Annotated in this window: 16 protein-coding genes; 8 read left to right on the top strand and 8 right to left on the bottom strand. The window is 52.8% G+C overall.

The features are described 5' to 3' along the window. Positions 1–85: 85 nt before the first annotated feature. From SD961_RS13920 to SD961_RS13910, 3 genes are read right to left on the bottom strand one after another with little or no spacing between them, the layout of a single operon-like run. A complete protein-coding gene (locus tag SD961_RS13920; RefSeq protein ID WP_318790938.1) occupies positions 86–571 on the bottom strand; it encodes an Hcp family type VI secretion system effector in 486 nt (161 codons plus the stop codon). Between the two features lie 22 nt (positions 572–593). Continuing rightward, complete coding sequence (locus SD961_RS13915; protein WP_318790937.1) at positions 594–926, bottom strand: DUF1493 family protein; 333 nt, start codon at positions 924–926, stop codon at positions 594–596. Further along, a complete protein-coding gene (locus SD961_RS13910) occupies positions 920–1378 on the bottom strand; it encodes an STM2901 family protein (protein WP_318790936.1) in 459 nt (152 codons plus the stop codon). Before SD961_RS13910 ends, SD961_RS13915 begins: the two co-directional genes overlap by 7 nt. Before the next feature lie 405 nt (positions 1379–1783). Here SD961_RS13910 and SD961_RS13905 point away from each other — a divergent pair, with 405 nt between their 5' ends. Both SD961_RS13905 and SD961_RS13900 read left to right on the top strand, forming a co-directional pair. Then, a complete protein-coding gene (locus tag SD961_RS13905) occupies positions 1784–2032 on the top strand; it encodes a hypothetical protein (protein WP_318790935.1) in 249 nt (82 codons plus the stop codon). Positions 2033–2036: 4 nt separating this feature from the next. Next, a complete protein-coding gene (locus tag SD961_RS13900; protein WP_318790934.1) occupies positions 2037–2459 on the top strand; it encodes a GNAT family N-acetyltransferase in 423 nt (140 codons plus the stop codon). A 151-nt stretch (positions 2460–2610) separates the two neighbouring features. On the opposite strand, the gene apbC is transcribed toward SD961_RS13900, so the two are convergent. Continuing rightward, positions 2611–3723: an iron-sulfur cluster carrier protein ApbC gene (apbC, locus tag SD961_RS13895; RefSeq protein WP_318790933.1), complete on the bottom strand. Its 1113-nt coding sequence runs from the start codon at positions 3721–3723 to the stop codon at positions 2611–2613. A 171-nt stretch (positions 3724–3894) separates the two neighbouring features. Between apbC and metG the strand changes: the two genes are divergently transcribed. From metG to sanA, 6 genes are all read left to right on the top strand, one after another. After that, positions 3895–5961: a methionine--tRNA ligase gene (gene metG, locus SD961_RS13890; RefSeq protein ID WP_318790932.1), complete on the top strand. Its 2067-nt coding sequence runs from the start codon at positions 3895–3897 to the stop codon at positions 5959–5961. Positions 5962–6186: 225 nt separating this feature from the next. Next, positions 6187–6582: a CidA/LrgA family protein gene (locus SD961_RS13885; RefSeq protein ID WP_318790931.1), complete on the top strand. Its 396-nt coding sequence runs from the start codon at positions 6187–6189 to the stop codon at positions 6580–6582. After that, entirely contained in the window at positions 6575–7267 is a 693-nt protein-coding gene (locus SD961_RS13880) for a CidB/LrgB family autolysis modulator (RefSeq protein ID WP_318790930.1), read from the top strand. The genes SD961_RS13885 and SD961_RS13880 overlap by 8 nt, the downstream gene beginning before the upstream one ends. A gap of 127 nt (positions 7268–7394) precedes the next feature. Continuing rightward, positions 7395–8279 carry a cytidine deaminase gene (gene cdd / locus SD961_RS13875; RefSeq protein ID WP_318790929.1) on the top strand — a complete coding sequence of 295 codons (885 nt, stop codon included), beginning with the start codon at positions 7395–7397 and terminating at the stop codon, positions 8277–8279. 168 nt (positions 8280–8447) lie between these two features. Beyond that, positions 8448–10145 carry an NAD-dependent malic enzyme gene (locus SD961_RS13870; RefSeq protein WP_318790928.1) on the top strand — a complete coding sequence of 566 codons (1698 nt, stop codon included), beginning with the start codon at positions 8448–8450 and terminating at the stop codon, positions 10143–10145. 161 nt (positions 10146–10306) lie between these two features. Then, complete coding sequence (sanA, locus tag SD961_RS13865; protein ID WP_318790927.1) at positions 10307–11041, top strand: outer membrane permeability protein SanA; 735 nt, start codon at positions 10307–10309, stop codon at positions 11039–11041. 188 nt (positions 11042–11229) lie between these two features. On the opposite strand, the gene mglC is transcribed toward sanA, so the two are convergent. The 4 genes from mglC to galS form a co-directional block, all read right to left on the bottom strand. Beyond that, on the bottom strand, positions 11230–12240 hold the full coding sequence (gene mglC / locus SD961_RS13860; protein WP_318790926.1) for a galactose/methyl galactoside ABC transporter permease MglC: 1011 nt from the start codon (positions 12238–12240) through the stop codon (positions 11230–11232). Positions 12241–12259: 19 nt separating this feature from the next. Continuing rightward, the gene (gene mglA / locus SD961_RS13855; protein WP_318790925.1) at positions 12260–13780 is read right to left on the bottom strand and encodes a galactose/methyl galactoside ABC transporter ATP-binding protein MglA; all 1521 of its coding nucleotides are present in this window, start codon (positions 13778–13780) and stop codon (positions 12260–12262) included. A 67-nt stretch (positions 13781–13847) separates the two neighbouring features. Next, positions 13848–14843: a galactose/glucose ABC transporter substrate-binding protein MglB gene (gene mglB / locus SD961_RS13850; RefSeq protein ID WP_318790924.1), complete on the bottom strand. Its 996-nt coding sequence runs from the start codon at positions 14841–14843 to the stop codon at positions 13848–13850. A 311-nt stretch (positions 14844–15154) separates the two neighbouring features. After that, a complete protein-coding gene (gene galS / locus SD961_RS13845) occupies positions 15155–16195 on the bottom strand; it encodes an HTH-type transcriptional regulator GalS (RefSeq protein WP_318790923.1) in 1041 nt (346 codons plus the stop codon). Between the last annotated feature and the right edge of the window lie 23 nt (positions 16196–16218).

Raw genomic sequence — 16218 nt, 5'->3', positions numbered from 1 at the left:
GGAGAAGTGATCTACTGATGCAAGCTTGCCCGCACAAGATATATCGCTATCTTCAGGTTCTTTCACATTATCTTTATGGCTTCCATTAAACCGTTGGGCGCTCGTTCCAGGCATCATGCGCTAACAGATTGCCATCTTTGTACAAATGGGTGATTTTCTCGTAGTTCAGCGCCAACTCTTCCATATGGCCCGTTCCCGGACAGCCTCGCGTATCGTGCATCACAGGGCTGACAGCGATCACTTTCACACTCTCCAGCGTAATCCGGTAATACTCCACCTCTTGCCCCGCGTAATTGATATGGTAGAAACGGAATTCAGCAGACTTGAGCATCTGGCCCGTTGCGGCAGCTTTAAAGAGATAAGGAGAGGCGCTATCCAGCTCCTTGGTAAACTGAAATGGTGAATGCTGACGAGTGCCGGTGATTTTCCCGGTCATTGGATCTGTAGGGAGGGTTAAACTGTGGTGCAAACTTCGTAACTCAATGCTTCCCTCACGATTTGCAACATCAGAAGAACCACGAATAATCGCGCCGCCGTCATCGGTCAAAAATAAGTGTACTGGCACAGCCATTTATTAAGCTCCTTGCTTATTATTAATCGTACAACCATTTCCCCGCTTTTGCTGATTCGATCAGCATACCGATAGTGAAATCAGGAACGAGGATCGGAGGGAATTTCTTAAAAGGGTTCCAGGAAAAAGGTTCATCCGGGTAATACGTTTCGATCTTAAAATTGCCCCGATCAACCTGAAATTCTTTAAAAAATTCCTCCATCAGATCTTCAGCCTCACTGACATCTAATTGCATATCAGTGTCTAAATCAGTCTCTGACGTTAACAACCTTTGTTTTTTTTCGTTGTTGAACAAATAAACGCCGTTGTAGCGCCTTACCAGCGCAAAAACGCGTGTTTCAGTGTCACTTACCATAATTTATCGTTGCCTCGCGCTATACGGTTGTAATCGCGTATTGAGCTATAAGCGATTTGTGAAACGTCGGCAATCAAAATGATTTCACCTGTAAGAGGTATGGTGCGCCCAATGAACGTACTTATTTTGGTTACCATTCTGCGCTCTACTGTCCATGGCGTATAACCGCCGATCCATGTAGGTAGCCGAATACCATAGGGAAACTTTGCTGTTTTAAAGTATTTCCGCATGGCTTTAGAGATCCGCGAAGTCCCTTCTTTTGCGCCTTCAGGTTTTGTTCTGGTCTTCTGGTTGTTAACTCCGCTATAAAGCGCGGCCACCGCCAGGAGATCATCAATGCCAAAGTAATCCACAGTTGTTTCGCAGAAAATCATGAAAAAAAGTTCTGAGGCAGTGAGATTTAATCGCCCCGCATAGAAGTATGTTCCATTTAGTTCCTCTACTGTATCCACCTTACAATCCCTTTCAATCCATGTGGAAACAGCACTATAGCGACGAATAATTGCAGAGTCTACAAATTAACCTCCTGGCGTGATTTATCAGAAGATTATTATCTTTTGCGGCAAGAGAATATGGGAAGTTAATTAAAACAGTAGTAACATTTATTACTGGTAATTGTTACCTTACCACCAACGTCAATAATATTTAATTCTGCACTCATCTATTAATAAAGTTAAAAATAAGTACATACACGCTTCGTGTGCTTATTTTTTCCTGGCGAAAAATGAAAGGAGAGAAAAATTGCTTATCGTTTCTCCTCTCCACCGTTGCCCTAAAGCCTCACCTTTGGCGAAAGCCCGACAATACGTTACTCTTAGCCCATTCCTGTCACAGTAAAGATCGCAACGCGTAGGATTATGACCAGACCGCTTAATGAACAGTACGGCATCAGCGTGGAAGCTCTGAAGATGCTGCAATACCTGAAACAGATTGCCCGTGGGGATCGCGGTTTCTCAATCCTCGATACCACCCTGAATCACCGCTGCAACGTTACGCCGCCAGATAACTTCAAGCTGCTGGATCAGCTTTTTGAAGCGGGGAAAATTGACTATGACTATCGTGGCACCGGCCTGGATGGTGAGCGCCACGTAAAGCCAGTGTGGTGAGCAGATGAAGATACGTCCTTTTACCGAAGCCGACCGCCCTTTCCTGCGCACGCTCTTTCTTGCGTCACGCAAGGCGAACTGGCACTGGCTGGATGAAAGCGAATGGCGACTGGAAGATTTTGACCGTGCGACCCTGGGTGAGCGCATTCTGGTGGCTGAAGATAACGGGCACCGTACCGGTTTCGCTGCCGTGCTGCCTAACGACAACTTTCTGCACAGCCTGTTTGTTGATCCGGACTGGCAAGGTAAGGGCGTGGGGCGACTGCTTTTGCAAGCCGTGCAAAACGACTTTACCTCCACCGGCGCATTGAAATGTATGAAGGCCAACACGCTGGCGGTTGCCTTTTATCAGCATCATGGCTGGGAAGTGGTTTCGGATGGCGAGAGCGAGCACGGCGAATACTGGCTGATGCACTACGTGCTGTAAGCTAAGGCTGGATGCTGACCGCTCCGCAAATTCAGCCAGCAGTTCTGGCGCAGGGAATAGCTTTCGTTTGCCAAAGATATCAGGGGCAGTCACCCACTTCCGCCCCTGAATTTCTCTGTCGGGATCTGGCAAAACTACCGTAATAAGGAGATTACACCGCGCGGAAGGCGATATCGTCCGGGATCACTTCGCCCTGCCAGTAGAGTTGTGCCGCAACAGCGCCCGCCAGCTGGCGGTAGATGGCGGTAAACTCGCTCTCCGGACGGCGCACCACCGTAGGCTGACCATCATCCAAATCTTCACGCAGCGTGATATGCAGCGGAAGCTGGCTTAGCAGACGGGTATGATACTGTTCCGCCAGCTTCTCCGCGCCGCCGCTGCCAAAAATGGCTTCGTGGTGCCCACAGTTGCTGCAGATATGCATGCTCATGTTTTCCACCACGCCCAGCACCGGCACATTAACTTTCTCAAACATCACGATACCTTTGCGCGCATCAGCCAGCGCAATATCCTGCGGTGTGGTGACCACAATAGCGCCGGTGACCGGCACGTTTTGCGCCAGCGTCAGCTGGATATCCCCCGTACCCGGCGGCATATCCAGCACCAGGTAGTCGAGATCGGGCCACAGGGTTTCATTCAACAGCTGCATCAGCGCCTTGCTGGCCATCGGCCCTCGCCAGACCATGGCGTTATCCTCGGTAACCAGATAGCCGATGGAGTTGGTTGCCAGGCCATGCGACATAATGGGAGCCATATGCGTGCCATCGGGCGAGGTAGGACGCTCATCGCGGGTTCCCAGCATGTCCGGAATTGAGGGGCCGTAAATATCGGCGTCCAGCAGCCCCACTTTTGCCCCCTCTGCTGCCAGCGCCAGTGCCATATTCACCGCCGTGCTGGACTTACCGACCCCGCCTTTGCCGGAGCTGACGGCGATGATGTTCTTCACGCCGCTGGCACCGGGATGATTTTTCACCCTCTTCAGCGTGGCGATGTCGTGACTCAGCCGCCAGCTGATAGCGGTCGCTTCCGTCAGGCGCAGCAGTTCCGCGCTGGCCGCTTCCTTCAGCGCTTCAAACCCGCTGTGCCAGGCAAACGGCATGACCAGGTCAATGTGCAGGGTATTATCCATCAGCGCGCAGTGATGCATCGCCTTCAGCGTGGTCAGATTATGCTGCAACGTCGGATGTTCAAAAGTGGTCAGAACGCCCATCACCATCGCCCGCAGCGCTTCCGGTGAATGGTGACCCTGGGAGTGTAAGCTCATCCCGGCTCCTTGTTTTTGTGATGGTTCTTATCAACAAGCATACCAGATGTGGCTGGTGGTATAGGCGACAGAAGTTAAAAAACGCCAGCGCAATAGCGGGAATGTTTACGCAGCCACAACACTCGGTTACCATCTATGCCCCCTTTTAAAACAGGTATGGCAAGTTTTCCTATGACTCAAGTCGCGAAAAAAATATTGGTAACGTGCGCTCTGCCGTACGCCAACGGTTCCATTCATCTCGGCCACATGCTCGAGCATATTCAGGCAGATATTTGGGTCCGTTACCAGCGAATGCGCGGCAATCAGGTTTACTTCATCTGTGCGGACGATGCACACGGTACGCCAATTATGCTGAAGGCTCAGCAGTTGGGTATTGCTCCCGAGCAGATGATTGCCGAGATGAGTCAGGAACATCAGACCGATTTTGCCGGCTTTGATATCAGCTACGACAACTATCACTCCACGCACAGCGATGAGAACCGTGAGCTGTCTGAGCTTATCTATACCCGTCTTAAAGAGAACGGTTTCATTAAGAACCGCACCATTTCACAGCTGTACGATCCGGAAAAGGGGATGTTCCTGCCGGACCGTTTTGTAAAAGGCACCTGCCCGAAATGCAAATCACCCGATCAGTATGGCGATAACTGCGAAGTCTGCGGCGCGACCTACAGCCCGACTGAGCTGATCAATCCGCAGTCGGTGGTTTCTGGCGCAACGCCGGAGATGCGTGACTCTGAGCACTTCTTCTTCGATCTGCCGGAGTTCAGCGAAATGCTGAAGGCCTGGACCCGCTCCGGCGCGCTTCAGGAGCAGGTAGCGAATAAAATGCAGGAGTGGTTCGAATCTGGCCTGCAGCAGTGGGATATCTCCCGCGATGCGCCCTACTTCGGCTTTGAAATTCCTGGTGCGCCGGGCAAATATTTCTACGTCTGGCTGGATGCGCCTATTGGCTACATGGGATCGTTCAAGAACCTGTGTGACAAGCGCGGCGATATCGATTTCGATGCTTTCTGGCAGAAAGATTCAGATGCCGATCTCTACCACTTTATCGGCAAAGACATCGTCTATTTCCACAGCCTGTTCTGGCCAGCGATGCTGGAAGGCAGCAACTTCCGTAAGCCAACCAACCTGTTTGTGCATGGCTATGTCACGGTGAACGGCGCCAAGATGTCCAAGTCTCGCGGCACCTTCATTAAAGCCAGCACCTGGTTGCAGCATCTGGATGCGGACAGCCTGCGCTACTACTACGCGGCCAAGCTCTCTTCACGCATTGATGACATCGACCTTAATCTGGAAGATTTCGTCCAGCGCGTGAACGCCGATATCGTGAATAAAGTGGTGAACCTTGCCTCTCGTAACGCCGGTTTTATCAACAAGCGTTTTGATGGCAAGCTCTCTGCGGAACTGGCCGACCCGGCTCTGTATAAAACCTTTACCGATGCGGCAGCAAGCATTGGCGAAGCCTGGAGCAGCCGCGAGTTCAGCCGCGCTATACGTGAAATCATGGCGCTGGCCGACGTGGCGAACCGCTATGTAGACGAACAGGCACCCTGGGTGGTGGCGAAGCAGGAAGGCCGCGACGCTGATCTGCAAGCTATCTGCTCAATGGGCATTAACATGTTCCGCGTGCTGATGACCTGGCTGAAACCTGTGCTGCCTTCGCTGACTGAACGGACGGAAGCGTTCCTGAACGCCGAGCTGAGTTGGGAGGGTATTCAGCAGCCGCTGCTGGACCACAATATTTCGGCCTTTAAAGCGCTCTACAGCCGCATTGAGATGGATAAGGTCAACGCCCTGATCGAAGCGTCAAAAGAAGATGCGGCAGCGGCGACCCCGCCTGCGGCCGCTACGACGGCTAAAGCAGCCAGCAAGCCTGCGGCCAGCGCCCCTGTAGAATCCGTGGCTGATACCATCAACTTTGATGATTTCGCTAAAGTGGATATGCGCGTGGCGCTGATCAAAACTGCTGAGTTGGTAGAAGGATCTGACAAGCTGCTGCGTCTGGTGCTGGATATGGGCGGCGACGAAACGCGTCAGATCTTCTCCGGTATCCGGGCAGCCTATCCGGACCCTTCCGTGCTGGAAGGCCGCATGACGGTCGTGGTGGCAAACCTCGCGCCGCGTAAGATGCGCTTTGGCGTCTCGGAAGGCATGGTGCTCTCAGCTGGTCCTGGCGGAAAAGATCTCTTTATCCTGGGTGCCGACAGCGGTGCTCAGCCGGGGATGCAGGTTAAATAACCGCTTAACACTGCGCAGTTAAAACACGTAAAGGGGTGAATAATTTCACCCCTTTTTAATTGCTTATTCCCTTCTGCCTGAAAAGAGTTACAAAACTCCTTCCTGACCCGATACGCTGCCTCCAGAGCAGCCGCTCCGGACAACTCATCAGCCTGCACTCTGTGACCCGTAGCACGTTTTCTCGTTTCGTCGTATGATTAACGTTCTTAAAACCAGGAGCTTATCATGCGCAGCGTGCTCTCCGTGGGCGGACAATATCTTCGCGCCTTCCTTATTCTTTATCTTTGCCTCTATGCCGGGACTGGCGTTGCAGCCCTGCTTCCGGTGACTATTCCTGGCAGCATACTTGGCATGCTTATCCTGTTCGGCTTACTCGCCTTACAAATTCTGCCTGTTGACTGGGTGAAACCCGGAAGCACCCTGCTGATCCGCTATATGGGGCTGCTGTTTGTGCCAATCAGCGTCGGGATTATGAGCTATACCGATATTCTCAGCGCGCAGTTTGGCCCGATTGTGGTCTCCTGCGTCCTGAGCACCTTTATTGTGCTGATCACCGTTGGGCTGGCCTCCCACAAATTGCACAGCCGCCCGCTGAAAAAGCCAGGAGCTGCGGATGAGTGATATCTGGTGGTCGCTGCCGCTGACGGTGGTGGTATTTTTTGCGGCTCGCATGCTGGCCGCAAAGGTTAAGATCTCGCTGGTCAATCCCTTGCTGGTGTCGATGGCGGTAATTATCCCACTGCTGCTGCTTATCCAGATGCCTTACGCGCGCTATTTCCAGGGGAGTTCCCTGCTTAATCAGCTTCTTCAGCCTTCTGTGGTAGCGCTGGCGATCCCCCTTTACGAACAGATGCATCAAATCCGCGCGCGCTGGAAAGCGATCATCGGCGTCTGTTTTATGGGCAGTATCACCGCGATGATCTCCGGTACAGCCATTGCGCTCTGGATGGGAGCCACACCGCAGATTGCCGCCACGCTGATGCCGAAATCCGTCACCACGCCGATTGCCATGGCTGTCTCCGGCACGCTGGGAGGCATTCCTGCTATCAGTGCTATCTGTGTGCTGATTGCGGGCGTGCTGGGCGCAGTGTTTGGCCACATGATCCTCAACCTGCTGAAAATCAGCGGCAAGCCGTCACGAGGTTTAGCCATTGGTAACGCTTCTCATGCTCTGGGCACCGCCCGCTGTGCCGAACTGGATTATCAGGAAGGCGCTTACAGCTCGCTGGCGCTGGTGATCTGCGGGATCATTACTTCTCTGCTGGCACCCTTTATGTTTCCGCTGCTGATGCACCTCTGGGGTTGAAATTTGCGATGGATCGCGCAATTTGTAATTCACGTTCATAAATTGCATTGCTTGTGTGATTTCAATCACATATAACTCTTCGGGTGCCCGCTACACTCAGCGGCCGTTTATGTGAAAGAGGCCTATTATGCACCCACGTTTTCACGCTGCGTTTGCCACGCTGCCTTCAGCTCTGCAAACCGCCCTGCAGCCCGTTCTCTCTTCAGCCGATTTTCAGGCTTTCCTGACGCCGCTGCAGATTGCCGATATCAAATCCCAGACCGGGCTTGATGACCAGCAACTGGCCTTTGCCCTGCTGCCGCTGGCTGCGGCCTGCGCCGTAGCGCCGCTGTCGAATTTTAATGTGGGAGCAGTGGCCAGAGGCACCAGCGGACATCTCTATTTTGGCGCAAATATGGAGTTCGTTAGCGCCACCATGCAGCAAACCGTGCATGCCGAGCAGAGCGCCGTGACCCATGCCTGGCTGCGCGGCGAGAAGGCGCTGGAAGCTATTACCGTGAATTACACGCCATGCGGGCACTGCCGCCAGTTTATGAATGAACTGAACAGCGGCACGGCGCTTGGCATCAATCTGCCCGGACGTGAGCCTGCCACGCTGGCAGATTACCTGCCGGATGCTTTCGGCCCCCGTGACCTGGCTATCGAAACGCTGCTGATGGATGAGGTCGATCACGGTTTAGTGATTAAAGGCGATCCGCTGGCTCAGGCCGCGCTTGAGGCTGCCAGCCGTAGCCATGCCCCTTATACGCAGGCCTGGAGCGGCGTGGCGTTACAGGCCGCCGACGGCACCATTTTTGCCGGTCGCTATGCGGAAAACGCCGCCTTTAACCCCAGCCTGCCGCCGTTACAGGCCGCGCTGAATTTGCTCAGTCTTTCGGGCCAGGATGTGTTTCAGATCCAACGCGCCGTGCTGGCAGAAGCGCCGGATGCTAAAGTTATTCAGCGACAGGCGACTCTGGCAACGCTACAGGCGCTGGGCTGCGCCAATGTCACGACCATTCCTCTGGTCTGAAACCCTCTTAAGCTCCTGACTTTATGATGCAGGCCTCGCCTGCGTCTCTCCGCAAAAATTGAATAAAAACCGTTCCTTTTGTTATCTCCTGTTAACAAAAGCTGTACTTTCAGACTAAATATTTTAGGATTGGCGCACAACGTCACGATCCGAATGAGTATTGATTACATGGAACTCGAATACGAAAGTAAACGACCGCTGTATATCCCTTATGCCGGCCCTATTTTGCTGGAATTCCCCCTGTTAAATAAGGGCAGCGCCTTCTCTGTTGAAGAGCGTAATGAATTCAACCTGCGTGGCCTGCTGCCGGAAACGGTAGAGACAATTGAAGAGCAGGCTCAACGCGCCTGGCGTCAGTTCCAGGACTTCAAAAACGATAACGATAAACACGTCTACCTGCGCAATATCCAGGATACCAACGAAACCCTGTTCTACCGGCTGCTGGATAATCATCTTGAAGAGATGATGCCCATTATTTATACGCCAACCGTGGGCGCAGCCTGCGAGCACTTCTCGGAAATTTACCGTCGTGCCCGTGGCGTGTTTATCTCTTATCCGAACCGCGACAACATTGAAGATATGCTGCAAAACGCCACCAAACAGAATGTGAAGGTGATCGTGGTCACCGACGGTGAGCGGATTCTGGGTCTGGGAGACCAGGGTATCGGCGGCATGGGTATACCAATCGGAAAACTTTCGCTCTATACCGCTTGTGGGGGTATCAGTCCCGCCTATACGCTGCCGATCGTGCTGGATGTGGGCACCAATAACCAGCAGTTGCTGAACGATCCGCTCTACATGGGCTGGCGTCATCCGCGCATTACCGGCGAAGAGTACGACAACTTCGTGCATGAATTTATCCTGGCCGTGAAAAGCCGCTGGCCCAACGTCGTGCTGCAATTTGAGGATTTTGCGCAGAAAAATGCGATGCCGATCCTTGAGCGCTATCGCGATGAAGTGTGCTGCTTTAATGATGATATTCAGGGCACCGCAGCGGTGACGCTGGGTACGCTGATTGCCGCCAGCCGTGCAGCTGGCAGCAAAATGAGTGAGCAGAAAGTGGTGTTCCTGGGCGCAGGTTCTGCGGGTTGTGGTATCGCTGAGCAGATTATCGCCCAGATGAAGTCTGAAGGGCTGAGCGATGATGAAGCGCGCGCGCGTGTCTTTATGGTTGACCGCTTTGGCCTGCTGACCGACAAGCTGCCAAACCTGCTTAACTTCCAGAGCAAGCTGGTGCAGAAAAGCGAAAATCTGGCTGACTGGCAAACCGGATCAGACTCCATTTCGCTGCTGGATGTGGTGCGAAACGCCCGTCCGGATATTCTGATTGGCGTCTCCGGCCAGCCTGGCCTGTTCAGTGAAGAGATTATCCGCGAGATGCATCAACACTGCGCGCGCCCTATCGTGATGCCGCTCTCCAACCCTACCTCGCGCGTTGAAGCTACTCCGCAGGATATTATGGCCTGGACCGATGGTGCGGCGCTGGTGGCTACCGGTAGCCCGTTCTCACCGGTGATGTGGAAGGAAAAAATCTACCCTATCGCACAGTGCAACAACTCTTATATCTTCCCCGGCATCGGGCTGGGCGTAATCGCTTCTGGCGCCACGCGCATCACGGACAGCATGCTGATGGCGGCCAGCCGTGCGCTGGCAGACTGCTCGCCGCTGGTTAACGACGGCGTGGGTCCGGTGCTGCCGGAAGTGAAAGACATTCAGGGCGTGTCGAAAGTGATTGCTATGGCCGTCGGCAAGGCTGCACAGCTGGCTGGCGTGGCGGTGGTCACCTCTGAAGATGTGTTGTCTAAATCTATCTCTGCCAACTTCTGGCTGCCGCAGTACCGTAACTACCGCAGAACCTCTATCTGACGGTAAAGCCGGGTGCAAACCGTACCCGGCTCTCATCCTGAGATTTTCCTGCCCGCTTATCGTGCGAAAACCCAGCAACCGGCACGCTGTCACTTGCTTCACCCCGCCAGCTCAAGTAGCCTTGTTTCACCCTTTTTTAGCAAGTCTGAGCGCTGTCCGGCATGGTAAAACGCTTGATATATGGTCTGATTATCATCATAACGCTGATGGTGATGACCGCGCTCGGCCTGGATCGCTGGATAAGCCTTAAAACCGCGCCCTTTGTTTATGACGATCTGAAGTCTTTGCCGCATCGCCAGGTAGGCGTGGTGCTGGGGACGGCTAAATATTATCGCACCGGCGTGATTAATCAGTATTACCTTTACCGCATGCAGGGCGCGCTGAATGCCTATAACAGCGGCAAGGTGAACTATCTGCTGCTGAGCGGCGACAATGCGCTGCAGAGCTACAACGAACCCATGACCATGCGTCGCGATCTGATAGCGGCCGGAGTAGATCCTGCCGATATCGTACTGGATTATGCCGGTTTTCGTACGCTGGACTCGATAGTGCGGACGCGCAAGGTTTTTGATACCAACGATTTCATTATTATCACGCAACGTTTCCACTGCGAGCGCGCCCTGTTTATCGCGCTGCATATGGGCATTCAGGCCCAGTGTTATGCCGTACCTTCGCCTAAAAACATGCTGAATATTCGGGTCAGAGAAGTGGGCGCGCGGCTCGGCGCTCTGGCTGATCTGTACCTGATGAAGCGTGAGCCGCACTTCCTCGGCCCGATGGTGCCTATTCCAGCCCGTCACGAAATCCCTGATGATGCCCAAAGCTATCCTGCCGTGACGCCAGAGCAGCTGCTCGAATTACAGCAGAAGCTGGAGCAGGCGCAGAAGAAGTCCTGAACTGACGGGCCTTTCTTACATTCTCTTCCGCTTATCCCCCAGACTGCTGCTCTCCCTGACGTTAAAGTTACCTGAGAAGCTGAAGGGTAGCAGACCGGGCTTACATGCCGCAGCGGGAGAGGAGATACAAATAAAAACGCACCGGACTTTCATCCGGTGCGTTTTATTCAGAGTGCCACTGCTGAAGATTATTTCTTACGTGCGTACTTCAGGGAGTCCAGCGCCACGGCGAAGATGATGATGCCGCCCTTGATAATGTACTGCCAGTAAGGGTTAACGCCGATATAGGTCAGACCGTAGTTGATAACGGTGAAGATCAGCACGCCTGTTACCACACCCGCTACCGTACCCACGCCGCCGGCAAAGGAGACGCCGCCCACGACGCAAGCCGCGATGGCGTCAAGCTCATACATAAAGCCGAGGTTGTTGGTCGCCGAACCGATACGCCCTGCTTCCAGCATCCCGCCAAAGGCGTAGAAGACACCAGAGAGCGCATAGATCAGGATCAGGTTGAAGTTAACGTTCACCCCTGACACTCGCGCCGCTTCAGGGTTACCGCCGATAGCAAAGATGTTTTTACCAAAGCGGGTTTTGTTCCACAAAATCCAGACAAAGAATACCGCGATAGCCGCATAGAAGGTGATGTAGGAGAGCTTAAAGTCACCGAAGCGAATAAAGCCCTGGGCAAAGGTCGAAAACTTCTCGTCAAAGCCGGCAATCGGTGACGCGCCCACATAGTCGTAATAGAGTGAGTTGATGCCGTAAACGATGATCATCGTGCCCAGAGTGGTGATAAACGGCGTCACTTTCAGGTAGGCGATGATCAGGCCATTCACCAGACCAATGATGCCACCAATCACGCACACCGCCAGGATCACCAGTGGGATCGGCACCGTGTCCATATGGGGGAACACTTTATTGGCATTATCCATCGCCTGTAACAGCGTGGCGGCGACAACCGCTGCCAGACCAACCTGACGGCCCGCTGACAGGTCAGTCCCCTGGGTAACAATCAGCCCTGCCACGCCCAGCGCAATAATAATACGCACGGATGACTGGGTAAGAATATTACTCAGGTTCATTAAACTTAAGAATGTTGGGTCCTGGAAGATAATGATTGCCAGCAGTACCAGCAACACAACATATATCCCGCCCTCTTTTAACCAGGTGAGCGCACTTTTCTTATTTACTGCTTTCATGGTAACAGCCCTTACCCTATTAAAGGTGCAACGATGCTAAACGTAATATTTCGTTTTGCGTTGTCGATTTTGTTTCTACTATGCCCGCAACCATGCCGTTACTCATTACCAAAATCCTGTCGGTAATGCCTAAGAGCTCTGGCATTTCAGAAGAGATAATAATGATGCCTTTATCCTTCTTCGCCAGCTCTGAAATTAGCTGATAAATCTCAAACTTCGCCCCGACATCAATGCCGCGGGTGGGTTCGTCCAGCATTAATATTTCCGGCTGCGTTAACAGCCAGCGACCAATAATCACTTTCTGCTGGTTCCCACCGGAGAGCGAACCAATGGAAGTATGATGTCCTGGCGTTTTTACCCGCATTGAGTCAATGACCCATTGCGTGTCGCTTTTCATCCGGCTGTTATCCAGCAGGCCAATACTGTTTTTGTATTTACGGATATTGGAGATCAGCGAGTTAAAGCCGATATCCAGAAACGCATAAATACCGGTAGCGCGACGCTCTTCGGTCACCAGAGCAAAGCCGTGGTTGATCGCTTCGTTAGCGCTGTGGTTATTAATTTTTTTGCCGTGTAGCTTAATGGTGCCGCCAGACTTCTCGCGGATGCCGAACAGGGTTTCCACAATATCCGTACGCTTCGCCCCTACCAGGCCTGCCACGCCCAGGATCTCACCCTTACGCAGGTCAAAGGAGATATCCCGAATTGAGGGCTGACGCAGAGAGGTCAGGTTACGCACCTCCAGGATAGTTTCACCGGGCACGTTGGTTTTGTCCGGGAAACGCTGGTTCAGCGAACGCCCAACCATCATGGAGATAATCTTATCCATATCCAGCCCTTCCAGCGGCTGAGTGGCGATCCACTGGCCGTCGCGCAGGATGGTGATTTCATCACAGAGCTGGAAAATTTCTTCCATTTTATGGGAAATATAGACAATGCCGCAGCCACGCTCTTTCAGCTTACGAATAATGGTGAATAAGTGATTCACCTCTTTTTCCGTTAATGAAGAGGTTGGCTCATCCATAATCACGATTTTAGCGTCATAGGAAAACGCTTTAGCAATTTCGATCATCTGCATCTGCGACACAGAGAGAGAAATAACCTTGTCGCGCGGATCAATATCAATATCCAGTTCATCAAAAATGGCTTTTGTATCACGATACATTTTATCGTGATCCACAAAGAATCCTTTGCGCGGGTAACGTCCCAGCCACATGTTATCCATGACCGTGCGCTGCAGTACCAGGTTTAACTCCTGGTGAACCATCGACACGCCATTTTCCAGCGCCTCTTTGGAACTTTTGAAATCAATCTCTTTACCCTGAAAAAGAATGCTCCCCGAATCTTTACTGTAAATGCCAAATAAGCATTTTAATAAGGTCGACTTCCCTGCTCCGTTCTCACCCATCAGGGCGTGAACAGAATGAGGGCGAATTTTTAAATTCACGTTATCCAGTGCTTTAACCCCAGGAAATGACTTGCTGACATCGGTCATTTCCAGCAGATATTCGCGCTGTGTTTGCACTTTATCACTGCCCATAATTCTACCCGGCATAATGTGGCGAGAAACCAGGCTGACGAGTCAGCCAGCCTGGTACAGGTAAGGCTTATTTTGTGAACTGAGACAGATTCTCTTTATCAACCGGTACGTAAGCTACGCGCACAACTTTGCCTTCAAGCTTGTAGTTGGTGCCTTCGGTAGCCGGTTTGCCATCTGCCAGGTTTTTCGCCATATCGAAGGTGGCTTTAGCCTGGTTTTCCGCATCGTTCAGCACGGTGCCGGCCATTGCGCCAGATTTCACCATCGCCAGCGCTTCTGGCAGGGCATCCACACCAAATACCGGTACCGCAGATTTGTTGTGCGCTTTCAGCGCTTCTACCGCACCCATCGCCATCGCATCGTTGTTAGCGATAACCACTTCGATTTTGTTGCCGTTCGGGCCAGATAACCAGGCATCCATCTTGTCTTTAGCCTGTGCGGTATCCCACATAGCGGTATCAAGGTGCAGCTGCTGGGTTTTCACGCCATCTTTGTTCAGCGTGTCGATAACATATTTAGTACGCGCTTCGGCATCCGGATGTCCCGGTTCGCCTTTCAGCAGCACAAACTGGATCACGCCATCTTTGTTCAGATCCCAGCCTGGCGTCGATTTCCAGTGTTTTTCAATCAGCTCGCCCTGCTTCACGCCAGACTCTTTCGAGTCGGTGCCGACGTAATAAGCTTTGTCATAGCTGGCCAGCGCTTTCGCCGTTGGCTCTTTGTTGAAGAAGACAATAGGAATGTCGTTGGATTTGGCTTTACTGATCACTACCGCAGCCGCAGCTGGGTCAACCAGGTTAATGGCCAGCGCCTTCACGCCTTTTGCTACCAGTACGTCGATCTGGTCGTTCTGGGTAGACTGGCTGTTCTGTGAGTCGTTCATCAACAGCTGAACGCCGCTGCTGTTTTTCGCTTCTTTCTCAATGTCTTTGCGCACGACGGACATAAAGTTGTCATCGTATTTGTAGATGGTCACGCCGATACGGGTGTCGGCAGCGTGAGCTGTTGCACCAAACATCATGCTGGCAACCAGGGCAGTGAGGGTGAAAGCCTTCTTATTCATGGTATCTCCGGTTTTTATGTAGGGTCTTACTCACCGTTTTGCTCTTGCGAGTCTGGTAAAACGGTAATTTTCAGGCCCACCCTAATGTTATAAAAACATTAACTGAGGCCGCTTATTTGTTAAAAAAAACCCGACTTCCCTGTACGGTGAAGCTTCCAGAATGCTGTGTAATGAACTGTTTCACAGAGCGCGTAGCAGCCGGTATGGAGGGTCCCGGCGACGTTACATAATGTTTCAACCCCTGCAAGTTGCTGTCATCATAGAGAAGCTGATGTTAATTAACTGTGAATGCACTCACAAATTGAAAACGGTTACACCGCAGAATCGCTTGAGTTAGTGATCGGCGCCACATTTTGTCGGGTCGCCACGGAATGGCGGCGAACCAGCGTCGGCATAAAGCAGTGCTGGGCGTTGATATCCTGTTCGCCAGCCGCGCCCTTCAGCGCCAGCTCGGTGGCGAGTTTTGCCATAGAAACAATCGGATAGCGAACAGTCGTGAGTTGGGGATCGGTATACCTCGAGATAGGGATATCGTCAAAGCCCACCACAGATAAATGCTGTGGCACCGCAATGCCGTTATCTTTCAACGCCGCCAGCGCGCCTGCTGCCATGCTGTCGTTATAGGTAAAAACTGCCGTGAGATGAAGATTACGCCCCAGCAGCTCCACCATTGCCGCTTCTCCCCCCTGCATATCGGGTTCCGCGCTGGCAATCCAGCTCTCGGGAGGCGTTGCGCCCTGCTCTTCCAGCGCCTGCTGCCAGCCTTCGCGGCGCTGATTCACATCCTCGATAGGGTGGCTGGAACTCAGATAGCCAATGCGCTGATGCCCCTGCTGTTGCAACATCCGCGTCGCCATCAGCGCGCCGCTGACGTTATCCAGACAGACGCAACGATGCGCATAGCCCGGTATGGTACGGTTAATCAGCACCATTCCCGGCACCTGATCCATCAGCGAACAGAGTTCAGCATCGGGCAGCGCCTTGGCATGGACCACCAGCGCATTGCAACGCTGACGGATCAGCACCTCAATCGCATGGCGCTCTTTGTCAGCCTGATGGTAAGAGTTGTTGATAAGTACATGTTTTTGCATGCGTTGCGCCACGGTATCCACCGCTTTCACCAGCGCACCAAAGAAGGGATCGGAGACATCCATCACCACCACGCCGATGGTGTCGCTGATCTGTGTCGCCAGCGCCTGGGCGTTGGCATTGGGCCGGTAGCCCAACCCTTCCACAATTTGCAGAACCATCTCACGGGTCTCAGGCGTTACGGCGGCGCTGTTATTCAGCACGCGTGATACCGTAGCTACCGACACGCCCGCCTCGCGGGCCACATCACGGATGGTAATCATAGGCGATTACCTGAGGAGTTTAA

The organism is Erwinia sp. MMLR14_017 (assembly GCF_033657285.1).
In the GTDB taxonomy this organism is placed as follows: Bacteria; Pseudomonadota; Gammaproteobacteria; order Enterobacterales; family Enterobacteriaceae; genus Erwinia.
Note: the sequence above shows the minus strand (reverse complement) of the source record. Positions and strands in the feature narration are given on the sequence as shown.